20 protein-coding genes and 1 pseudogene are annotated in these 20433 nt (G+C 66.6%); 11 read left to right on the top strand and 10 right to left on the bottom strand.

The features are described from left to right. Positions 1-2: 2 nt before the first annotated feature. Positions 3-1172: an iron-containing alcohol dehydrogenase gene (locus EI545_RS07420; RefSeq protein ID WP_125324881.1), complete on the top strand. Its 1170-nt coding sequence runs from the start codon at positions 3-5 to the stop codon at positions 1170-1172. A gap of 48 nt (positions 1173-1220) precedes the next feature. Continuing rightward, a complete protein-coding gene (locus EI545_RS07425) occupies positions 1221-2462 on the top strand; it encodes an NAD(P)/FAD-dependent oxidoreductase (protein ID WP_125324882.1) in 1242 nt (413 codons plus the stop codon). 68 nt (positions 2463-2530) lie between these two features. Here the strand turns inward: EI545_RS07425 and EI545_RS07430 are convergent, their stop codons facing one another. From EI545_RS07430 to EI545_RS07450, 5 genes are all read right to left on the bottom strand, one after another. Continuing rightward, the gene (locus EI545_RS07430) at positions 2531-2767 is read right to left on the bottom strand and encodes a hypothetical protein (protein WP_125324883.1); all 237 of its coding nucleotides are present in this window, start codon (positions 2765-2767) and stop codon (positions 2531-2533) included. 88 nt (positions 2768-2855) lie between these two features. Continuing rightward, complete coding sequence (locus EI545_RS07435; RefSeq protein WP_125324884.1) at positions 2856-3074, bottom strand: hypothetical protein; 219 nt, start codon at positions 3072-3074, stop codon at positions 2856-2858. Between the two features lie 300 nt (positions 3075-3374). After that, complete coding sequence (locus EI545_RS07440) at positions 3375-3611, bottom strand: hypothetical protein (RefSeq protein WP_125324885.1); 237 nt, start codon at positions 3609-3611, stop codon at positions 3375-3377. A gap of 206 nt (positions 3612-3817) precedes the next feature. After that, entirely contained in the window at positions 3818-4030 is a 213-nt protein-coding gene (locus EI545_RS07445; RefSeq protein ID WP_125324886.1) for a hypothetical protein, read from the bottom strand. 155 nt (positions 4031-4185) lie between these two features. After that, positions 4186-5172 (bottom strand): 2-hydroxyacid dehydrogenase, encoded by a 987-nt coding sequence (locus tag EI545_RS07450; protein WP_125324887.1) that lies wholly within the window; start codon positions 5170-5172, stop codon positions 4186-4188. A gap of 172 nt (positions 5173-5344) precedes the next feature. Here EI545_RS07450 and EI545_RS07455 point away from each other — a divergent pair, with 172 nt between their 5' ends. The 5 genes from EI545_RS07455 (at position 5345) to EI545_RS07475 (ending at position 10329) form a co-directional block, all read left to right on the top strand. Then, positions 5345-5926, top strand: coding sequence for an SH3 domain-containing protein (locus EI545_RS07455; protein WP_425471638.1), 582 nt, complete (start codon positions 5345-5347; stop codon positions 5924-5926). Beyond that, positions 5910-6806, top strand: coding sequence for a cation diffusion facilitator family transporter (locus EI545_RS07460; RefSeq protein ID WP_125324888.1), 897 nt, complete (start codon positions 5910-5912; stop codon positions 6804-6806). The genes EI545_RS07455 and EI545_RS07460 overlap by 17 nt, the downstream gene beginning before the upstream one ends. 99 nt (positions 6807-6905) lie before the next feature. Beyond that, positions 6906-7568, top strand: coding sequence for a TetR/AcrR family transcriptional regulator (locus EI545_RS07465; protein ID WP_125324889.1), 663 nt, complete (start codon positions 6906-6908; stop codon positions 7566-7568). Then, on the top strand, positions 7565-8752 hold the full coding sequence (locus EI545_RS07470; RefSeq protein ID WP_125324890.1) for a pyridoxal phosphate-dependent aminotransferase: 1188 nt from the start codon (positions 7565-7567) through the stop codon (positions 8750-8752). Before EI545_RS07465 ends, EI545_RS07470 begins: the two co-directional genes overlap by 4 nt. Next, positions 8749-10329 (top strand): 5-guanidino-2-oxopentanoate decarboxylase, encoded by a 1581-nt coding sequence (locus tag EI545_RS07475; protein WP_125324891.1) that lies wholly within the window; start codon positions 8749-8751, stop codon positions 10327-10329. The genes EI545_RS07470 and EI545_RS07475 overlap by 4 nt, the downstream gene beginning before the upstream one ends. Here EI545_RS07475 and EI545_RS07480 read toward each other — a convergent pair. Continuing rightward, a complete protein-coding gene (locus EI545_RS07480) occupies positions 10317-11462 on the bottom strand; it encodes an MFS transporter (RefSeq protein ID WP_125324892.1) in 1146 nt (381 codons plus the stop codon). The two genes, EI545_RS07475 and EI545_RS07480, sit on opposite strands and share 13 nt — an antisense overlap. Positions 11463-11754: 292 nt before the next feature. Between EI545_RS07480 and EI545_RS07485 the strand changes: the two genes are divergently transcribed. Then, positions 11755-12363: a 50S ribosomal protein L25/general stress protein Ctc gene (locus tag EI545_RS07485; RefSeq protein WP_125324893.1), complete on the top strand. Its 609-nt coding sequence runs from the start codon at positions 11755-11757 to the stop codon at positions 12361-12363. 82 nt (positions 12364-12445) lie between these two features. Here the strand turns inward: EI545_RS07485 and EI545_RS07490 are convergent, their stop codons facing one another. Continuing rightward, on the bottom strand, positions 12446-13111 hold the full coding sequence (locus tag EI545_RS07490) for an FkbM family methyltransferase (protein WP_125324894.1): 666 nt from the start codon (positions 13109-13111) through the stop codon (positions 12446-12448). A gap of 116 nt (positions 13112-13227) precedes the next feature. On the opposite strand from EI545_RS07490, the gene pth reads away from it, so the two are divergent. After that, positions 13228-13926: an aminoacyl-tRNA hydrolase gene (pth, locus tag EI545_RS07495; protein WP_125324895.1), complete on the top strand. Its 699-nt coding sequence runs from the start codon at positions 13228-13230 to the stop codon at positions 13924-13926. 59 nt (positions 13927-13985) lie between these two features. Next, a pseudogene (locus EI545_RS07500) lies at positions 13986-14944 on the top strand (DUF2332 domain-containing protein). Positions 14945-15023: 79 nt separating this feature from the next. Here the strand turns inward: EI545_RS07500 and EI545_RS07505 are convergent. Beyond that, positions 15024-16004, bottom strand: a complete 981-nt coding sequence (locus tag EI545_RS07505; RefSeq protein ID WP_125324896.1) for a YcjF family protein — start codon at positions 16002-16004, stop codon at positions 15024-15026. Next, a complete protein-coding gene (locus EI545_RS07510; protein ID WP_125324897.1) occupies positions 16001-17416 on the bottom strand; it encodes a YcjX family GTP-binding protein in 1416 nt (471 codons plus the stop codon). Before EI545_RS07510 ends, EI545_RS07505 begins: the two co-directional genes overlap by 4 nt. Before the next feature lie 161 nt (positions 17417-17577). Between EI545_RS07510 and truA the strand changes: the two genes are divergently transcribed. Continuing rightward, a complete protein-coding gene (gene truA, locus EI545_RS07515; protein WP_125324898.1) occupies positions 17578-18351 on the top strand; it encodes a tRNA pseudouridine(38-40) synthase TruA in 774 nt (257 codons plus the stop codon). A 5-nt stretch (positions 18352-18356) separates the two neighbouring features. Here the strand turns inward: truA and EI545_RS07520 are convergent, their stop codons facing one another. Continuing rightward, positions 18357-20429, bottom strand: coding sequence for a 3'-5' exonuclease (locus EI545_RS07520; RefSeq protein ID WP_125324899.1), 2073 nt, complete (start codon positions 20427-20429; stop codon positions 18357-18359). Positions 20430-20433 lie beyond the last annotated feature (4 nt).

Consider the following 20433-nt stretch of genomic DNA (forward strand, 5'->3'; position numbering starts at 1 on the left):
CGATGACTGTTGCAAATCACTCCGTTCCCAATCGCAACTGGTCCTACCCGACCGCCATCAAGTTCGGCGTCGGCCGGATTGCCGAACTGGCCGAACATGCCGCCGGGGCGGGCCTCAAGAAGCCGCTTCTGGTGACTGACAAGGCCCTTGCCAGCCTGCCGATCACCGCCAATGCTTTGGACGTGCTGGAAAAGGCGGGGATGGGCCGGGCGGTGTTTTCCGACGTGGACCCGAACCCGAATGAAGCGAACATGACCGCCGGGATCGCGGTTTATCTGGCCGGGGGCCATGACGGCGTGATCTGCTTTGGCGGGGGGTCCGCGCTTGACCTTGGCAAGATGATCGCCCTGATGGCGCATCAGCGGAAAGACCTGAGCGTCTGGGACCTTGAGGATATCGACGACTGGTACACCCGCGCTGACGCCTCCAAGATCGCGCCGATCATCGCAGTGCCGACGACCGCGGGGACCGGCAGCGAAGTGGGCCGGGCGGGGGTGCTGACCAACAGCACAACCCACAAGAAGAAGATCATCTTTCACCCCAAGCTGATGCCCGTCGTCACGATCTGTGACCCGGCCCTGACCGTGGGGATGCCGAAGTTCATCACCGCTGGCACCGGCATGGACGCGCTGGCCCATTGTCTTGAGGCCTATAGCTCGCCCTTCTACCATCCGATGTCGCAGGGCATTGCGCTGGAAGGCATGCGGCTGGTGTTTGAAAACCTGCCCCGCGTCTATGGCACGCCCGATGATCTGGACGCCCGCGCGCATATGATGTCGGCTGCCGCGATGGGTGCGGTCGCGTTCCAGAAAGGGCTGGGGGCAATTCATTCGCTGTCCCACCCGGTCGGCGCGGTTTACGGCACGCATCACGGTACGACGAATGCCGTCGTCATGCCCATGGTGCTGGACTTCAACCGCCCGGCGATCGAGACGCGGATTGAGGCGGCGGCGGCCTATCTTGGCATCAAGGGCGGGTTTGACGGCTTCAAGGCGCGGATCATGGACCTGCGCGCCATGCTGGCCATTCCGGCGAACCTGACGGCGATGGGCGTGAAAGCCAGCGATCTGGACATGCTGACCGAAATGGCACTGGAAGACCCGTCCTGCGGCGGAAACCCGATTGCGATGACGGCCCAGAATACGCGGGCGCTGTATGAGGCTTGCCTCTGACAGCCCAGCCCGCCGGTCAATCTGGCTGGCGGGCCAACAGGTGACACGATGACACTCCGTGAAAGAACCGAAATCGCCGTGATCGGCGCAGGCGTGGTGGGGCTGACCATTGCGCTGGAGCTGGCCGATGCCGGGCGCGACGTCGTGCTGGTTGATCCCGGTCAGCCCGGAATGGGCGCAAGCTACGGCAATGCGGGCACCATCGCGGGCTATGCGGTCAACCCGGTCGGGACGCCTGCCGTCTTGCGGTCGCTGCCGTCGCTCATGTTCAGCCGGACCTCGCCACTGGCCATCCGCCATACGGCCTTGCCCAGCCTGATGCCATGGTTGCTGCGCTTTCTGTGGCAGTCACTGCCGGCGCAGGCGGAGCGGAACGCGCGGGCGATTGCGGCGCTGGTGTCCGGCGCGGGCGAGCGTTGGGATGACCTGGCCCTGCGGGTGGCGGGGGCAGGCATCCTGCAACGCCGGGGCTGCCTTTATCTTTACGAAACGCCCCAAGCCTTTGCCGCCGCCGAGGCCGAGATGGCCCCGCGCCGCGCGCTTGGGGTGCCGGTCGAGCTGATCGGTCCGGACAAGCTGGCGGAGATGGAGCCTGGGCTGCCAAAGGGCATGGGCGGGGCGGCCCATTTCACGGGCGCGACCTTTCTGGACGATCCGGGCCGGATGATGGGGCTGATCGCAGCGGCAGCCTTGACCAAGGCGCGGCATCTGCAGGCACGGGCCGACACCATCACCCGCGGGCTGGATGGCGTGGTGGTTGAAGGGCCGGGGCTGCACCTGCATGCGCGCAAGGTCATCATCGCGGCTGGCGCACAGTCCCGCGCGCTTGCAGCACAGGTCGGTGATCGGATCCCGCTGGATACCGAACGTGGCTACCATGTCGAATGGGACATGGCTGAACCCCTGCTCAGCCGTCCCACCTGCCCCACCGCGCGCGGGTTCTACTTTTGCCCGATGGCGGGCCGCTTGCGGGTGGCAGGCACGGTCGAACTGGGCGGGTTGCGCCTGCCGCCGTCACCCCATCGGGTGCGCAAACTGGTTGAAGGGGCGCGGGCGTTCTTTCCGGAACTCGGCACGCCTGACCGCGACTGGATGGGATTTCGGCCAAGCCTGCCCGACAGCCTGCCTGTGATCGGGCCATCGTCGGCTGGGCCCGAGGTGATTCACGCCTTTGGCCACGGGCATCTGGGGGTGACTCTGGCTCCGATCACCGCGCGAATCGTCGCGGACCTTCTGGCCGGTCGCCAGCCACCCATCAACCTTGCGCCCTATCTGCCAGGACGGTTCTGAAACCAGACGGCCCGAACATGCGTCATGCACGTTCGGGCCGTTGGCCGGATTATTGCGGTGGTCTGGTGTCAGGATTCGGCTTCGATGATGATGACGTCGCGACGCTCATCATCGCTGCCGCCGCACAGCGCGACGCAGAGAATGACCGGGATCAGCAGCAGCGGCAGGATGCCGATCGACGACGCGGGCTTTTCTGCCACGACTTCCATCTCTTCTTCGACAATCACCGGGCCGCCAGCAAAGGCAGTCGATGCGGACACGGTCAGCAGCGCAGCGACAACAACCGGAACGAGGAGTTTGTTCATTTCTTGGGTCCTTCCATTCAAATGCAACAGGGTAAGCCGACATCCCGGCCTTGCAGGTGGGCCGGATCGGCCGTGACGGCCTTGGGGATTATGTGATGATCCGTGGCCGGTCGTCGTCATCGCCACCGCAGAGCGCGACGCACAGGATGATCGGGATCAGCAGAAGCGGCAGGATTCCGACCGATGACGCAGGCTTTTCAACCACAACCTCAACGTCCTCCTCGATCACGACAGGGCCACCAGCATGGGCGGTGGTCGCCGAAATCAGGACGGCCGAGGCGAGGGCACTTGCAATGATCGCTTTCATGCGCATCTCCAAAAGGCAGTGTTGGCGGGACCGTAGTCCCATGATCTACAAGGGAAAGCTAGACGCATTGCCCGCGCGGCTCAAAGCATTTCGGGCCGCGCGGCGCTGGCAACCGAAAACTGTGGCATATTCACATAGGACAGAATGAACGACCTCCGGTGCCGACCGCGACCACCGGCGTATCGCAATTGTTCTGCGCCGATCGCACGAAACGACCGCGCGCGCAGGTGGGGTGGAGCAAGACTGGACCCTGACCGAGGCAAGCACTGCCCCGGCCAGAATCAGCCAGAGGTCAGAGCGTTATTGGTCTTTCGGCGGGGGCTCGGGGATGCGCCGTTCCTCGTCATCGTCACCACCGCACAGCACGACGCACAGAACAACGGGAATCAGCAGAAGCGGCAGGACGCCGATGGACGAGGCAGGCTTTTCAGCCACGACTTCCATTTCGTCTTCGACAATCACAGGACCACCGGCGTAGGCGGTACTGGCAACCAGAACAAGTGCGCTGGCAGTGGCAGATGCAAGCAGGTTTTTCATTTTTTTCTCCATTCAGGGCCGGAGTGATGGCATCGACCATCCGCTCCGTCCGAACAGGTCTATTCAAATTATTCCAGTCTCGCAATCAATGCTGTGCCCTATTTGAAGGGCCATTTCGCGCGGCTGCCGGACCGGCCAAAAATGAAAAACGGACCGGTCTTTCGACCGGTCCGTCTTCTAACCAAGGCAGATAAGTCTGTGACTTATTAGCCAGCGGTCGAGCGACGCTCGTCGTCGCTGCCGCCGCAGAGCGCGACGCACAGGATGACCGGGATCAGCAGGAGCGGCAGGATGCCGACGGACGAAGCGGGCTTCTCAGCCACAACTTCCATTTCTTCTTCGACGACAACGGGGCCACCGGCCGTTGCAGCCTGGGCACCGAGGGTCAGGGCCATGACCGAGACAATGAGTTTTTTCATGTTAAGCTCCGAGTGTTTTGAGGTTCCCGCCATCAGGACAGGCCGAGTATGGTGTTATCCTGCAGACCGCACGTCGACAATCCGCTTAGTGCTGCGCCGCGTCGTTGCGAATAAACCGTTGCCCGAATGGCACAGAATTCGCCCCAGAGGCCCGATCAGAACTGTCCGGGCACCACTTGATCCGGCGGACGGTGACCATCTGCGAAGGTCTTGATGTTGATAATCACCTTTTCACCCATCTCGATTCGCCCTTCGATTGTGGCGGATCCCATGTGCGGCAGGCAGACAACATTCGGCAGTTCGCGCAATCTGGGGTTGAGGTCGGTGCCCCGCTCATAGACATCAAGACCTGCGCCCGCGAGTTCGCCTGCCCGCAGGGCGCGAGTCAGGGCGTTTTCGTCCACCACCTCGCCCCGGCTGGTATTGACCACGACAGCGCTGGGTTTCATCAGCCGCAACCGCCGCGCGTTGAGCAGGTGGAACGTGGCAGGGGTGTGCGGGCAGTTGATCGAAAGGATGTCCATCCGGGCGATCATCTGGTCCAGGCTTTCCCAATAGGTCGCCTCGTGCTCTGCCTCGATCTCGGGGCGCAGGCGCTTGCGGTTGTGATAATGGACCTGAAGGCCAAAGGCGCGGGCGCGGCGGGCCACGGCCTGACCAATCCGCCCCATGCCAAGGATGCCCAGACGCCGCCCCCCCAACCGCCCGCCCAAAAGCGCCATCGGCGACCAACCCGCCCATGTGCCGGACTGCATCACCTGCAGGCCTTCGGGAATGCGGCGGGTGACGGCAAGGATCAGCGCCAGCACCATGTCGGCGGTGTCTTCGGTAACCACGCCGGGTGTGTTGGACACGATCACTCCGCGCTGGCGGGCGGTGGCCACGTCGATATGGTCAACCCCGGCGCCGTAGTTGGCGATCAGCTTCAGCTTGTCCCCGGCCTGTGCCAACAGGGCCGCGTCGATGGTATCGGTGATCGTCGGCACCAGAACATCGGCGCGGCGCATCGCTGAAGCCAGATCATCGCGCGACATCGGGGTGTCCGGGTCGCGCAGTTCGACGTCGAACAGTTCTTTCATCCGCGTCTCAACCGCTTCGGGCAGGCGTCGCGTCACGACCACAGTCAGGCGGGGGGCAGGCATGTTGATCTCTCCGACAGGGCCAGATCGGGGACTCTTCCCGATCGGGCACTTCCAAATCCGGCGTCCTTGGGGCAAGGTGGAGCCAAGCGGGGCGATGTACAAGCCCCGGATGCGACAGAAGCAGGACCGGGCGTGGCAAAGGCCCCGGATCGGACAGACAAGGCAAGGGCAGATGCGGCGGTTCAACAGGATTCTGGCAATAATGCTGGCGCTTGGCGCTACGGTTTCCGGTGCCGTGCTTATGGCGCAAGAGACCGAGACTGAGACCGCAGCCGAGGCGCCTAAGAGCCAACCCGAAAAGCCCCCGGAAAAGCAGTGCCAGCCCGATGTGGGCTGTGTGACGAACCTGCCGTTGCCGCGCTACGTCTCGTTGAAGGGCAGCGAGGGGAATGCCCGGCGCGGGCCCGGGCTTACCCACCGGATCGACTGGGTCTTTACCCGTGCGGGAATGCCCCTGAAGATTACTGCCGAGTTCGAAAACTGGCGCCGGGTCGAAGATAACGAAGGCGCGGGCGGCTGGGTGCATTATTCGCTGCTGTCGGGCGTGCGGACCGTGCTGGTCACCTTGGACATGGCCGAATTCCGCGATGCCCCTTCTGAAACCGCAACCGTCGTGGCCCAGGCCGAGATGGGCGTGATCGGCAGGGTCCAAGCCTGCACCCTGGACTGGTGTCGCGTCGCCTTGGACGGGCAGCGCGGCTGGGTGCAGAAGTCCGCGGTCTGGGGGGTGAAATCCGATGAGCAAATCGACTGACACAATGCGCAACCGGCTGCGGCTGGCAATCTCGGCCGGGCTTGCGTCGGTGCTGGTTGCGGCGGTGCTGGTGGCGCTGAAGCTTTGGGCGCTGGCGGAAACCGGGGCTTTGTCGATTGCCGCGTCGCTGGCCGACAGTGCGATGGACCTGATGATGTCGCTGGGCGCGGCGGTGGCCATCGTCTACGCCGCCCTTCCCGCGGATGAGGATCACGCCTTTGGCCATACCTCGGCCGAAGATCTGGCCGCACTGGCGCAGTCGGCCTTCATTCTGGTGTCGGCCGGGGTGATCGGCTGGGCGGCTGTCGCAAGGCTGATTGCTCCGGCCCCGCCGGTTCTGGCGTCGGAAGGGCGGGGGATGCTGGTGATGGCAGTGTCAGTCGTGCTGACGCTGGCGCTGGTCTGGTGGCAGGGCCGCGTCGCAAAGGCCACTGGCAGCAAGGTGGTTGCGGCGGACCGGCTGCACTATCTGGGGGACCTTTTGCCCAGCCTTGGTGCGATTGGCGCGCTGTGGGTTTCGGGGACGCATGGCATCGGGTCGGTCGACGCGGTGGTGGCGCTGGCGGCATCGGTCGTGATGGTGCTGGGGGCCGCCCGGATCGGCAAGGGCGCATGGGACGCGCTGATGGACCGGGCGGCGGATCAGGCGATTGTAGACGGCATTGCCGCCATCACCCGCGACTGGCCCGGCGTGCGCGGGTTTCACGACCTCAAGACCCGGACGGCGGGCAGCCGGGTTTTCGTCAACCTGCATATCGAACTTGACGGCCACCAGACCCTGCGCGAGGCGCATGACATCGGCGCTGGCCTGCGCCGGGCCATCCTTGAGGCCTATCCAGAGACCGACGTGATCATTCACAAGGACGTGCATCACGGTTGATGCGGGATCCAGGCGGGCTTCGCAAGCGTATGCAGTCTTGACTTCAAAGCCGAAACCACCGATTACTCAAATGTATAACAACAAGGTTATCACCTCAGTATGGAACCCGCCCTCCGCCGCGCCTATCGCCGTGAAAGCGAAGAGACCCGCCGCGCCGACCTGATCGCCGCCACGCAAGAGCTGGTAGCCGAAGGCGGGCCGGAGGCTGCGACCGTGCGCGCCATTGCCGCGCGGGCCGGGGTGACAGCGGGCCTGATCCGCCACTACTTCCATACCAAGGACGAACTGACCCGGGCCGCCTACCTGTCCTTGATGGACGGGATGACGGCCAAAGGATCGGATGCGCTTGAAGGCGTCGGCGCCGCGCCAGAGGAACGTCTGGCCGCCTTCGTGTCGGCCTCGCTGCGGCCCCCTGTGCTGGACGTGGGGGCTGTGGTTCTTTGGGCAGGCTACATGCACAAGGTCCGCACCGACCCGGAACTCAAGACCGTTCACGAAGCCGCCTACCTCGCCTATCGCGACATGCTGCAATCGTTGATCGCCGCCCTGCCCCGCAGTGCTTCAGACGCCCAGTTGCGCGCCGAGGCGATTGCCTGCAACGGGCTGATCGACGGGCTGTGGGTGGAAGGCTCCATCCTGTCGCACGCCTTTGCCCCGGGTGAGATCGTGACCATCGGCCTGCGGTCGGTGGGCGCGATCCTTGGGGTCGACCTTATCGCCCACTCCGCCATGCTGCCCGATCCCGGAAAGATACTGCCATGAGATACGCATCCGTCACCGACCGTCTGGCAGGCCTTGGCGGCGCCAAATGGGAAATCCACGCCCGCGCCCGGGCGATGAAGGCCGCCGGGGCCGAGATCATCGAACTGACCATTGGTGAACCTGACGTGCCGACGCCGGCACAGCTTTTGTCGGCGGCGGCGGGGGCCATGACATCCGGGCGCACTGGGTATTCCAACGGGCGGGGCGAACAGGCCGTGGTTGCGGCGCTGGCCGCACGTTACAGCGCCCGACGCGGGCGGCAGATCGGCACCGATCAGGTCATGTGCCTGCCCGGCACCCAGACCACGCTTTATGCCGTTCTGCGCACGCTGGTCGAAGCCGGTGACGAAGTCCTGCTGGGCGATCCGATGTATGCCACCTACGAAGGGCTGATTTCCCAGACCGGCGCGAAAATGGTGCCGGTTCCGCTGCGCCCGGAACTCGGCTTCCGGATGCAGGCAGCCGATGTGGCGGCCCGGATCACGCCGCGCACGCGGGTCTTGTTCCTGAACTCGCCCCACAACCCCACAGGTGCCGTCCTGCGGGCCGACGATCTGCGCGCCCTGTGCGACGTCGCCCGCGCGCATGACCTGTGGATCCTGTCGGACGAGGTGTATGAAGATCTGGTCTTTCCGGGGGTCAGTTTCACCTCGCCCCTCGACCTTCCCGATATGGCGGACCGGGTGGTTGTCGCCTCATCCATCTCCAAGTCGCACGCGGCGCCCGGCTTCCGCTCTGGCTGGTGCATTGGCCCGGCCGAGTTCTGCCAGCGGCTGCTGCCACTTTCAGAAACCATGCTATTCGGGTCGCAACCCTTTATCGCTGACATGACTGCCCTTGCAGTTTCCGAACATTCGCCCGTCGCGGATGGCATGGCGGAACGCTTTTCGCGCCGGGCCGGGCTGATCGCGCAGACGCTGGACGGGGTGGCCGGCCTGCGGGTGCACCGGCCAGAGGCAGGGATGTTCGCGCTGGTCGATGTGCGGGCCACCGGGCTTTCGGGCGCGGCCTTTGCGACCAGCCTGCTGGAGCGTACGCATGTGGCCGTGATGCCGGGGGAAAGCTTTGGTGCCGGGTTGCAAGGCTGGCTACGCCTGTCGCTGACGCAATCGGATGACCGCACGGTCGAGGCAGCGGGTCGCATTGCCGCCCATGCCGCCACGCTTTTGGGGAACGCAGCATGACCACCGTTGGCATCCGTCTGGTCGAAGGCCTTGCTGCGCGCGGCGTTGATGTTGTCTTCGGCATCCCCGGGGTTCACACGCTCGAGCTTTACCGGGGCCTTGCTGCCGCGAAGGACCGGATCCGCCATGTCACCCCGCGCCACGAACAGGGCGCGGGCTTCATGGCCGACGGCTATGCCCGCGTCACCGGCAAGCCCGGCGTGGCCTTTGTCATCACCGGACCGGGGCTGACCAACGTCCTGACCGCGATGGCGCAAGCCAAGGCGGATTCGGTGCCGATGCTGGTCGTGTCTGGCCTTGGGCGCAGCGATACGCTGGGCAAGGGGCTGGGCCGGTTGCATGAACTGCCGGATCAGGGCGCGATGGTCAGCACCCTGTGCCATTCCGAAACCGTGACCGACCCCAAGAAACTGGGTGAGGTGCTGGACCGTGCCTTTGCCGCCATGACCGGCAGCCGCCCCGGCCCGGCGCATATCCAGATTTCGACCAACATGATGGGCCAGCCCTGCCCCGCCTTGCCGCCCCCGGTCGAAGGTGTGTCGGCAGTCCCGTTGCCGCTGGGCCGGATGCGCAGCGTGGCGAACGCGCTGAACAATGCCGAACGGGTCGTCATCCTTGCCGGTGGCGGGGTGCGCCGCGCCGAAGGTGCCCTGCAAAAACTGGCCGAGGCGCTGGATGCCCCGGTGATCCTGACCGCCAACGCCCGCGGCGCGATGCACGGGCATCGGCTGGTCGTCCCCGCCTCGCCCAGCCTGACCGCAGTGCGCGCGCTGATTGCGGGGGCTGATCTGGTGCTTGCCGTGGGAACCGAAATCGGGCCGACCGACTATGACGTCTATGCCAAGGGCGGCGTGCCTGACCTGTCCGGCATGATCCGCATCGACATCTGTGCCGAACAACTGGCCCGCCACCCGGCGCGCGTTGCCCTCCGCGGGGATGCAGGGGCCGTGCTGACCGCGTTGCAGCCAATGGTCATGCGGTCAAACCGCGAAGGCGCCAGCCGGGCCGAGGCGACGCGCACCGCCGCGCGCGCCGAACTCGCCGGTCTTTATGAACCCATGCCCGGCCAGCTTGAGATGGTGGAGGCGATCCGCACCGCCACCCCCGGCGCGATCATCGTGGGCGACAGCACCCAGCCGGTCTATGCCGGGAACCTGTACTACGACCACGACCGCCCCGGCGGCTGGTTCAACGCCGCCACCGGCTATGGCGCGCTTGGCTATGCGCCTGGCGCTGCGGTGGGGGCGGCCATCGCAGCACCCGGGGTGCCGGTGGTCTGCCTGATTGGCGACGGGGGCTTGCAGTTCAGCCCCGGCGAACTTCGCACCGCGCTGGATGAAAAGCTGCCCATCACCTTTGTCGTCTGGAACAACTCCGGCTTCCGCGAGATTGCCGAGGCGATGCGGCAGGCCAAGATCGAGGTTTTGGGCTGCGACCCCTCACCGCTGGAGATGGAGAGCTTCGCCTTCGCCTGCGGCCTGCCCTTCGCCAGCATCCCGCAAGACCCCGAGGCGGTGATCGACGCGCTGTCCCAGCCACAAGACGGGCCAAGGCTGATCGAAATTCAGGTCCGCTGACGCGCCATCAGCGGGGCCAGAAGGAAGATCGCCCCGACAAGGCAGGCGGCAAAGACAAAGGCCATGCGAAGGCCAAAGGCCCCGGCGATCACGCCCAGAAGCGGCGGGCCGAAGAAATAGCCGAAGTAGCCCAGAAGCGTGGCCCGGGCGACAGCCCGCGCCCGTGCGCCCGGCGCGCTCATCTGCCCCACCAGCGAAAACGCCGTGGGCGCAAGGACAGATGCGCCGATCCCCATGACGATAAAGCCAAGGTAGGCCATCCCCGGCCCCCCGGCCTGCGCCGCGACAAAGGCCCCGATGGCCGCGATCACCGCGCCCAGCCGCATCAGCGTGAACGGGTTCACCCTCCCCGCAAGCCACTGCCCGCCCAAGCGCGAAAAGCCCATCGTCAAGGCAAGGGCCGCAGGCCCCAGCGCCCCCTGCTCCGGGCTGCCGCCCAGCGTCTGCTCGATATGCAGGGCCGACCAGTTTTCCGCCGCGTTCTCGGTCATGAAGGCGATCAGCACGATCCCCCCGCCAATCACGGGCACAAGGCCCAGCGGCACCGCCGTTCCGTCCTTTGGCTTGCGCAACCCGTCGATCCGGCCGTCGCGTTCCAGCGTGGCCAGCGCGCAGATCAGGCCGACGGCGGCCATCGTGCCCATCACCCAGGCCGGGGACCATCCCGCCCCACGCAGAACGCCGGTCAGGATCGCCCCGCCCGCGTAGCCAAAGGAATAGGCGGCATGGGCGAGGTTCATCAGATGCAGCCCGCGCTGCGTTTCCATCGCCGCCACCCGGGCGTTCATCAAGACATCGGTCAATCCCGTTGCCGCGCCCGCGCAAGCCATCGCCAGCGGGAACACCCAAAGCAAGGTCGTCTGCCCCGGCAGCGCGAAAGCCCCCGCCATCAACGCCACCGACAGCGGCAAGGCGGCCCGCCCCAAGGCCGCGCCAAAGGCCGGGGCCACCAGCATGGCGCTGATCGCCGCGATGGGCGTGAAAAAGATCAAAAGGCCCAGCTGCGCCTCATCCACCCCCAGCATCGCCTTCAGGTCCGGCAGAGCGGCGGCAAAGGTGCCCCACAAGACGCCCATCGCTGCAAAGGCGGCCATGGCGGGCCGCGCATAGGCAAGGGTGGCAAGGGGGGACATCGGACAGGCTCCTTCGACGGAAAGGCACAGCTATCCCGGCGGCGGCGTCTCCGCCAGCCCAGCCACGACGCAACGCCCTGCTGAAAGCGACACCCGCGCAACTGGTGCAGGCGACGCGGTCCCCTCCCCCCTCGTGGGGGAGGGAGAGGGAGGGGGCTGGTGCGGAAGCACACCAGCCCGATCCCTTCGCACCCGGCCACTTCCCGCTTTCCTTCGCCGCGATTCCCCGCTATAGGCCCCCGGTCGCGCCATGCACCCTTGGAGGATGGCGGATTTATATGGAGAAGAACCTATGGCACGCGAGATCACCGATCTTCTGGCCGAGGTACGGACGGGGACAGGCAAGGGGGCCGCTCGTCAAGCTCGTCGTGAGGGCTACGTACCCGGTATCGTATACGGCGACGGTCAGGAACCGACGCCGGTCAAGCTGAAATACAACTACCTTCTGACCAAGCTGCGTCAGGGCCGGTTCCTGCAGTCGCTGTTCAACCTCAAGGTTGAAGGTCAGCCGGACGTCCACGTCATCTGCCGCGGCGTCCAGCGCGATGTGGTCAAGGACCTGCCGACCCACGTCGACCTGATGCGCGTCCACGACGAAAGCCGGATCGAGCTTTTCGTCCACGTGGACTTCATCAACCAGGAGGCCAGCCCGGGCCTCAAGCGTGGCGGTGTCCTGACTGTCGTCCGTTCGGAAGTCGAACTGGAAGTGACCGCGGGTGACATCCCCGATCACATCACGGTCGATCTGACCGGCAAGGTCATCGGCGACGTGATCCACATCGAAGACGTGGTTCTGCCGGCCGGTGCAAAGCCGACGATCAACCGGAACTTCGTGATCGCGAACATCGCGGCCCCGTCGGGTCTGGTCAGCGCCGACAACGAGGAAGCCGGCGCCACCTGAGGCGTCTGAACCTTTTCGGATCGCGCGGGGGGCCTTTGGGCCCCCCGTTGCATTAAGACGGCTTGGACGACCGCAAAGTCCCTCAGCGCCGGTAGACCACAGTTGCACCCTTCGTCCCCAGCGGTTCGGGCTGGAAACCCTGGGCCACAAGGCTTTCGCGCACGCGGGCTTCGCCTTCGGGGCCATAAAGCCCGGGGTGCAGTTCCACCACGACCAGCCGGATTCCGGTCAAGGGGGTTGCCAACACCTCAAGCTCGGCACCTTCGATGTCGCAGCACAGCACGGTCGGGCGGTGTTCTTCCAATAGGGCGGCCAGCGGCAAGGCAGGCACGCGGATCACCCTTGCGTTCGGCGGCCACCCCTCGGGCCCCTGCAACGCGCTGGCCCAGAAGGCCGGACGCTGGCCGAACTCCACGTCTTTCGTGGCACCGCCGGTCACTGCCCCGTGCATCAGGCGGACGCCGTCAAACCCGTTGGCGGCAAGTGTCCCCCGCGCCAAGGCCAGCGTATCGGGGACCGCCTCAACCCCCGTCACCGCATGCGCGCCCAGCACCCGGGCGGCCAGCGCACACAGAAACCCGATCCCCGCGCCAAGGTCCATGAACCGGTCACCCGGGCGCAGATGGGCAAGGATCGCATCAGCCTCCTGATGCTCGTAGCGCCCGGTGGTGAAAGCCCGCTCCAACCCGCCGCGGATCGCCGTTTCGGGCAGGGTCAGGGTCAACCCGCGCAAGGTGAAACTGGGCATCTGGCGCAGGCCTCGGTGCGGATTGGTGGCGGGTTGGTTGCGGTGTCAGCCCTTCCGCCGCTATACCGCCACTCTAATGACGGCACGACAACCCGTCCAGCGGCAGGAGGCGAGTGGTGAAACTCTGGGTTGGCCTTGGCAATCCCGGGCCGAAATACGCGGGCAACCGCCACAACATCGGCTTTATGGCGCTGGACCGGATCGCCGCCGACCATGGCTTTGCGCCATGGCGCAAGGCGCATCACGGGCTGGTCACCGAAGGTCGGCTGGGGGCTGAAAAGGTTGTGCTGCTCAAGCCCGATACCTTCATGAACCTGTCCGGTCAGGCAGTGCAATCGGCCGTGACCTTCTGGAAACTGCCGCTGGCCGATGTCACGGTGTTTCATGACGAACTGGATCTGGCCCCGGGCAAGCTGCGCCTGAAACTGGGCGGTGGCCATGCCGGTCACAACGGCCTGCGGTCGATCCACGGGCATCTGGGTGACACCTATGCCCGGGTCCGCCTTGGCATCGGCCACCCCGGCCAAAAGGATGCCGTCGCGGCCTACGTCCTGCACGACTTCGCCAAGGCTGATGCCGACTGGCTGGAGGACTTGCTGCGCGGAATATCCGAAGGTGCCCCGGCCCTTGCCGAGGGCAATGAGCAAAAATTCATGAACGCCGTCGCCTTGCGCACCGCCCCGCCCCGATCCTCGACCGGGCAGGAAAAGTCCAGCCAGGACAAGGCCGGGATGCCCGCGCCGCCCGCAGCACCGACCGTGGAGGAGGAGGACAAGCGCAGCCCGGTGCAAAAGCTTTTGGACAAGTTCCGATGACCGTCCGCCAAGCCTTCCGCGATCAGGCAAGGTCCTGCGCAGCGCTGGGTTCGCCCCTGATGGCGCGGCTGATGGCCGGTCTGGCCGAAGGGCTGCAACCCGGCACCCCGGTTGCGGATCAGGTGCTTGGCTGGCAGGGCGATCCCTCGTCTCGGGCCGATTCCGTTCCGCTCCGGCTGGCGGGCGGGTTGCATGCCCTGATCCTGACCGGGCAAGACCCCGATCTGGCCGCCGCCTATGCCCTACCTGACTCTGACCCGACCGGGGCCGCCCTTGCCGCCCTTGCCCGGCATCCGGATTTCCTGCTCGACTGGCTGAAATCCCCGCCTCAGACCAACGAAGTGCGCCGCTCGGCCGTCTTGATCGCCGCCGCGCATTGGCTGACCGCGCGGTTCGGCAAGCCCCTCGTCTTGTCCGAGCTTGGGGCCAGTGCCGGGCTGAACCTGCTGTGGGACCATTACGCGCTTGACCTTGCCGGCCAGCGCCACGGCCTCGCCGACGCGGTGCTGACGCTGGCGCCCGACTGGACCGGCCCTTTGCCACCCTTGGCGACGCCGACCGTCATCAACCGCGCGGGCGTGGACCTCAACCCGCTTGACCCCGTGGCTGACCGGCTGCGGCTTCTGGCCTATCTCTGGGCCGACCAGCCCGAGCGTCTGACCCGCACCCGCGCAGCGCTGGACCTTGCCGCAAATGTCCGCCCGAAGGTGGAGCAGGGCGACGCGGCAGACTGGCTGGAGGCGCGGCTGCAGACCCGGCATGAAGGGGCGGTCCATCTTGTCTGTCATACCATCGCCTGGCAGTACTTCCCCCCGACACCGACGCCCGCGCGCGTGCGGCGCTGGCCCGGGCCGGAGCAGCGGCAACCGACTGCGCGCCGATTGCCCATCTGGGGTTGGAGGCTGACAGTGAATCGCCGGGCGCCGGCCTGACCCTGACGCTTTGGCCCGGGGGCGAAACCCTCCGCCTTGGCCGCGCCGATTTTCATGGCCGCTGGGTGGACTGGCAGGCAGTCTGACCCGCCCCTCTTTGTTCGACTTCGTCTCCTCATCGGCCCCCCGCGCGAGGAGTGACGAAGTCATCGACGAGCAGCCCCCTCAGCGCGGCACCAGCCCCGCCAAGGCCCGTGACACCAGCGAAGATACCGCCGGACGCTCCAGCGCGACGAAAGGCATCGGGCGGCACAGCTCCATCGCGGCAACCCCGACGCGGGCGGTCAGGGCGCCATTGACCACCCCCTCGCCGAAGCGGCGCGACAGTTTGGACAGGACACCGCCCCCCGCCACGGACCCGATCATGTCATCGGTCAACGCCAGCGCGCCGGCGGCAAGCAGCGATGCGAAGACCCGCCGCAACAGGCGCAGGCTGCCGAAACTGCCGGACCGCCCGCCGTAGATTTCGGCAATCCGCCGGATCATCCGCAGGTTGGCAAAGCCCGCCACCGCCACATCGGCCAAGGCCAGCGGCACCAGAGCCGTGACCGTAGCCACCTGCCGCGCCGCCGCCTCGACCACCAGCCGCGCCTCGGCGTCCAGCGTGGCCAGCACCTCGCGCTCCGCCAGCGCAAGCAGCGCATCGGCATCCATCACCTCCGCCTCACGCTCGGCCAGTCGCGCCCGGCCCCAGGCGGTGTCGCCCCGGGCCGCGTAAAGCCGGGTCAGCGCCAGCACCATGCGGCGGGCTGCGGGAAGGTCTGCAGACTGCCGGGCCGAGACGGCGGACAGACGCAGATCGTCCAGCCGTTTCAACCGGATGAAAGCCGCCCATTCGCGCAGCGACAGGACCAGCGCCGACAGAACCGCCACTGTGACAAGGGCAAAGGCAATCCAGCCCAGCACCTGATTTCGCGCCAGAAGGTTGGTCACGAAATCCCATGCCGCGACGCCAAGGACAAAGGTGAACAGCGCGCCAAAGGCCCAAAGGGCAAAGCGGCGCAAACCCCCGCCCTTGCGTTGCGACAGGGCAGCCACGGCCTGCATCGCCTGCCCTTCGGCCATCATCTCCGGAACCGGCGGGGCCGAGGACGGGTCGGCCGCATCCGCGATCTCTTGCAGGAAGGGTTTGGGCGGGCGGGTCACAGCCGGTCTCCGATCAGGAACTCGATCGCCCGGTCAAGGCGGATATGCGGCGGGCCTTCCCCCGGCTTCAGGGTCAGCCGGGCCGGGGCAAAGGTCATCAGGTTGTAATCGGCATCCAGCCAGCCTTCCGCCCCCTCACGCGCGGGCGACAGCAGCCGCGCGGGGTCGGTGGGCAACAGGCCGGGGTACATCACCGCAGGCTTTCCGGTGGACAAAAGCGTGCCCCGCACCGCAGGCAGGGTTTCGCCGTCACGGGTCACCATCTCTTCCACCGTGGCGCGCAAGCTGGCCAGCGACAGCGCCTCGGTCCGCGCGCCGGAAAAATCGGCGCGGGACTTCGCCTCAGCCAAGAGCGCCGTGGTGATCGCTGTCAGTGCGGGGTGTTGTTCGTGGTGCAGATGGTCGGCCTTGGTGGCGGCAAACAGGATCCGCTCCACCCGCTTGCCCCCGAAGAGCGAGGTCAGCCAGCCGTTGCGGCCCGGGCGAAAGCTGCCCAGAACCTCGGCCATGGTGCGGCGCAGGTCTTCCACCGCGCGGGGGCCCTGATGGATGGCACCAAGCACATCCATCAGCACGATCTGCCGGTCGATCCGGGCGAAATGGTCGCGGAAGAAGGGGCGCACGACGCGGGATTTATAGGCCTCGAACCGCCGCTCCATCTCACGCCAGAGGCTGGCACGGGGCGTGTGGGCGGGCTTTGGCAAGGGCGCGAAGGTCAGGACGGGCGATCCGGCAAGGTCGCCCGGCAGCAGGAACCGGCCGGGGGTCACATCCACCCGGCCAAGGTCACGCGCGGCGGTCAGATAGGCGGTAAAGCTGTCCGACAGGGCGCGCAGCTTGTCCTCCTCCAGCCGCAGCGCGCCATCTTCGGCCCGGGCGAAGGCGATGAAATCGGCCGCCTCGGCGCGTTTGGCAAGGCGGGCAAGGGTGGCTTCCGACCATTGGTCATAGGTTTGGTCCAAAAGGCCAAGGTCCAAAAGCCATTCGCCGGGATAGTCGACGATATCCAGATGCAGCACGCGTGGCGATTTCCAGCTGGCGAACAGACCCGAAGGCCGCACCCGGAACGACAGCCGAAGTTCCGAGATCGCCCGGGTTGACGCAGGCCAGCGCGGCGTATCCCCGGTCAGCGCGGCAAGGTGGCCTTCATAGTCGAAGCGCGGCAGGGTCACGTCAGGTTGCGGCTGCAGATAGACAGCGTCGATCCGACCCTCGGCCTGCGCCTTCAACTGCGGCATCCGCCCGCGCTGCAACAGGTTCGCGACCAGCGCCGTGATGAAGACGGTCTTGCCCGCGCGGGACAGACCGGTAACGCCAAGGCGAAGCGTGTCTTCAAGAAAGGTCTCCGAGAGCGTGGCCCCGGCCCCTTCGATGGTGCGGGATATCCCGTCCGTAAGCCCGAAAAGCGCCACTGCGGAACCTCTTGCTGTCGGGGCCAAGATAGGCGGAGGGCGCGGGGAATGGTAGGGGGGTGCTCGGTCGGGGTGATATTGCCGCCCAGCCCGGCGCAGGGTCAGGTCCGACCGGCAGCGCCTGCATTCACAAGGCGCAGAAACCACGCTAGGGAAGGCGCATGCCACGCTATGCGCTTCAGATCGAATATCACGGCGGCCCGTTCGCGGGCTGGCAACGTCAGGCCGGGGGTCTGGTGTCCGTGCAAGGTGCGGTCGAGGCCGCGCTGGCCAAGCTGGAACCCGGGCCGCATACCATCGCCGCCGCCGGGCGCACGGATGCAGGCGTGCATGCCACCGCCCAGGTCGCGCATGTCGACCTGACCCGCGACTGGGACCCGTTCCGTCTGGCCGCAGCCCTGAACGCGCATCTGCGACCAGCGCCAGTGGCGGTGCTGGCTTGCGTGCAAGTGCCTGACACCTTTCACGCCCGGTTTTCGGCCACCGCGCGGCAGTATCTGTTCCGCCTTGTCGCCCGCCGGGCACCGGTGACGCATGACAAGGGGTTGGTCTGGCAAATAGCCGCCCCCCCGGACCTGACCGCAATGCGAGAGGCGGCGGCCCATCTGATCGGCAACCATGACTTTACCACCTTCCGGTCGACCTTCTGTCAGGCGAACAGCCCGGTAAAGACGCTGGACCGGATCGACATCACCGACCGTCCCTACCCCGGCGGTCGCGAGGTTCGCTTCGACCTCGCCGCCCGCAGTTTCCTGCACAATCAGGTCCGGTCCATCGTCGGCACGCTGGAACGCGTCGGCGCGGGCGCATGGTCGCCGGACGATGTGCGAGCGGCGCTTGCGGCGCGGAACCGGGCGGCCTGCGGCCCGGTCGCCCCACCGCAGGGGCTGTATCTGGTGGGCGTAAGCTATCCGACCAATCCCTTTGCGGTTTAGGGCAATCAGTTCAGGTCCTTCAACAACCGCCCGTGTTTCCTGACCTCGGCCAGCACGGCGCCGAAGGTGGCGTAGCCCCGTCCGGCCAGCATGGGGATCAGCTTGAGGAAGGCATCCGCCGTGGCCACCGTGTCGCCGATGGCGGTGTGGCGGGCCTCCTCCGGGATGGTGATGCCCAGACGGTGGGTCAGGGCGTCAAGGCTGTGCACGTCATGCTGGCCATAGACGACCGCCGACAACAGGACCGTATCCAGCACCGGCATGTCGAACCGCAGGTCGATCTGCCCCTCGACCCGGCGCAGGAATTCCATGTCGAAGGGCGCATTATGGGCGATCAGCACGGCGCCCTCGGCGAACTTGTGAAAACGGCGGGCGACCTCGGCCACCGTCGGGGCATTGGCGACCATGCCGTCGGTGATGCCGTGAACGTCGGTCGACACCGCCGGGATCGGGCGGCCGGGGTTCACCAGAGTGTCAAACACCTCCCCCTCCACCCGGCGGCCATTGACGATGCGGACGGCGGCAAGCTGCACAATCTCATCCCCCTGCCGCGGGTTGAGGCCGGTGGTTTCCGTGTCGAAGACCACATAGGTCAGCCGGTCCAACCGCGCTTCGGCCAGCTTGTCGGTCCGGGCGGGGGACAGCAGTTCGAAGTCATAGACCACCTTGCGCGCCACCGGCTTTGGCCGCGCCACCGCACGGCGGGCCTGGCGGATCGGCAGGCACAGGGCAGCGCGGTCGCCTGCCGTTTCGGGCCAGAGTTCGGTGGCATGGGCGGCAAGAACATTGCGGGCCAGCCGTTCGGGCGTGTCGGCGGACAGGGGCGCAAGCAGCCAGCGATCCAGCTCACCCACCCCGACGCGCGGCCCATCCCAGGACAGCCGGATCGCGGCACCGCTGGCCTCTTCATCAATCGTCAGGCCAAGATTGGCCGCGCCGCCCTTTGCCACGACCTGCCGCGCAAGGTCCGCCAGCAGGGTGATCACCTCAAACCCGTTGCAGCGCAACAGAAGGTCCGCCGCCTGAACGTCAATCGCGATGCCAAGGCTGTCCAGACGCGCCTTCAACCCTTCCGCCAGGTCCGACGCACGGGTCTGCGGCAGGGCGGCAGCTTCGACCTGGCCTTCCTCGCGCGCTGTGCCAAAGCGGGTGACAGCCTGCGACAGGCGCGCGACCTCTTCCTTCAGTGCGGTCTGCAGGGCGCCGGGCATCGCATCGTCCAGCAGCACGCCGACCAGCGTGGACAGCGCGGCCGAGGGGCGGCGCAGACTGTCCAGCGCGGCTTCCAGCATCGCCTCGCGCCGGGCCTCGGTTGCCATGTCGCCGGTCACATCGCGCAAGGTAAGCACATAGCCCGAGGAGCCGCCCTCAGCCAAAAGCCGCATCCGTGCCGCCAGAACCCGGGCACCAGACACGGTCGTGCACAACAGATCGGATGCGGCGTCCGGGTCGCCGGTGGCGAGCAGCCGGTCATAGGCATGGCGCAGGGGGGCGGCATGCAGATAGTCGAAAAGGCTGCGATCCAGGCCAGCCTCCAACCCTTCCCCCCGTCCCGCGCCAATCACATCGGCGGCAGGAGAGTTGTAGAACACCAGCGCATGATCCGCCGAACACAGGATGACACCAGCGGGCACATCGGACAAAAGCGCCTCAAGCCGCGCCTTCTCGGACCCAAGGCGCAGGGTTTCGCGGGCGACAGCTTCGGCCAGCGCGGACCGGGTTTCCGTCAGGCTTTGCGCGGCGGCCACGGCAGCCGGGGCCAAGTCGCCAAGGTAATGGGCGATGGCGGTGTCCATCTCGGCGGTGACGTCGGCATGGGCACGGGCGCGCAACGACCCCGCCAGCTTCTCGATCGGCTTGGCGACATTGAGGTCGAACAGATACCAGACCCCCGCCACCAGCCCCAGCGTGGCAAAGCCCGCAAGGACACCTGCCTGCACAAAGCCCTGCAACGCGTCGGGGTTTCCCAGCCGGCCGAACCCCAGCCAAAGGCCAAAGCCGATTGCCGCGATGATTGCAGCCGCAAGCCCGGCGAAGATCAGCAGAACCCGCAGCCGCAGGGACAAGCGGGCCAGCATGACG

This window comes from Tabrizicola piscis (assembly GCF_003940805.1).
Classification (GTDB): domain Bacteria; phylum Pseudomonadota; class Alphaproteobacteria; order Rhodobacterales; family Rhodobacteraceae; genus Tabrizicola; species Tabrizicola piscis.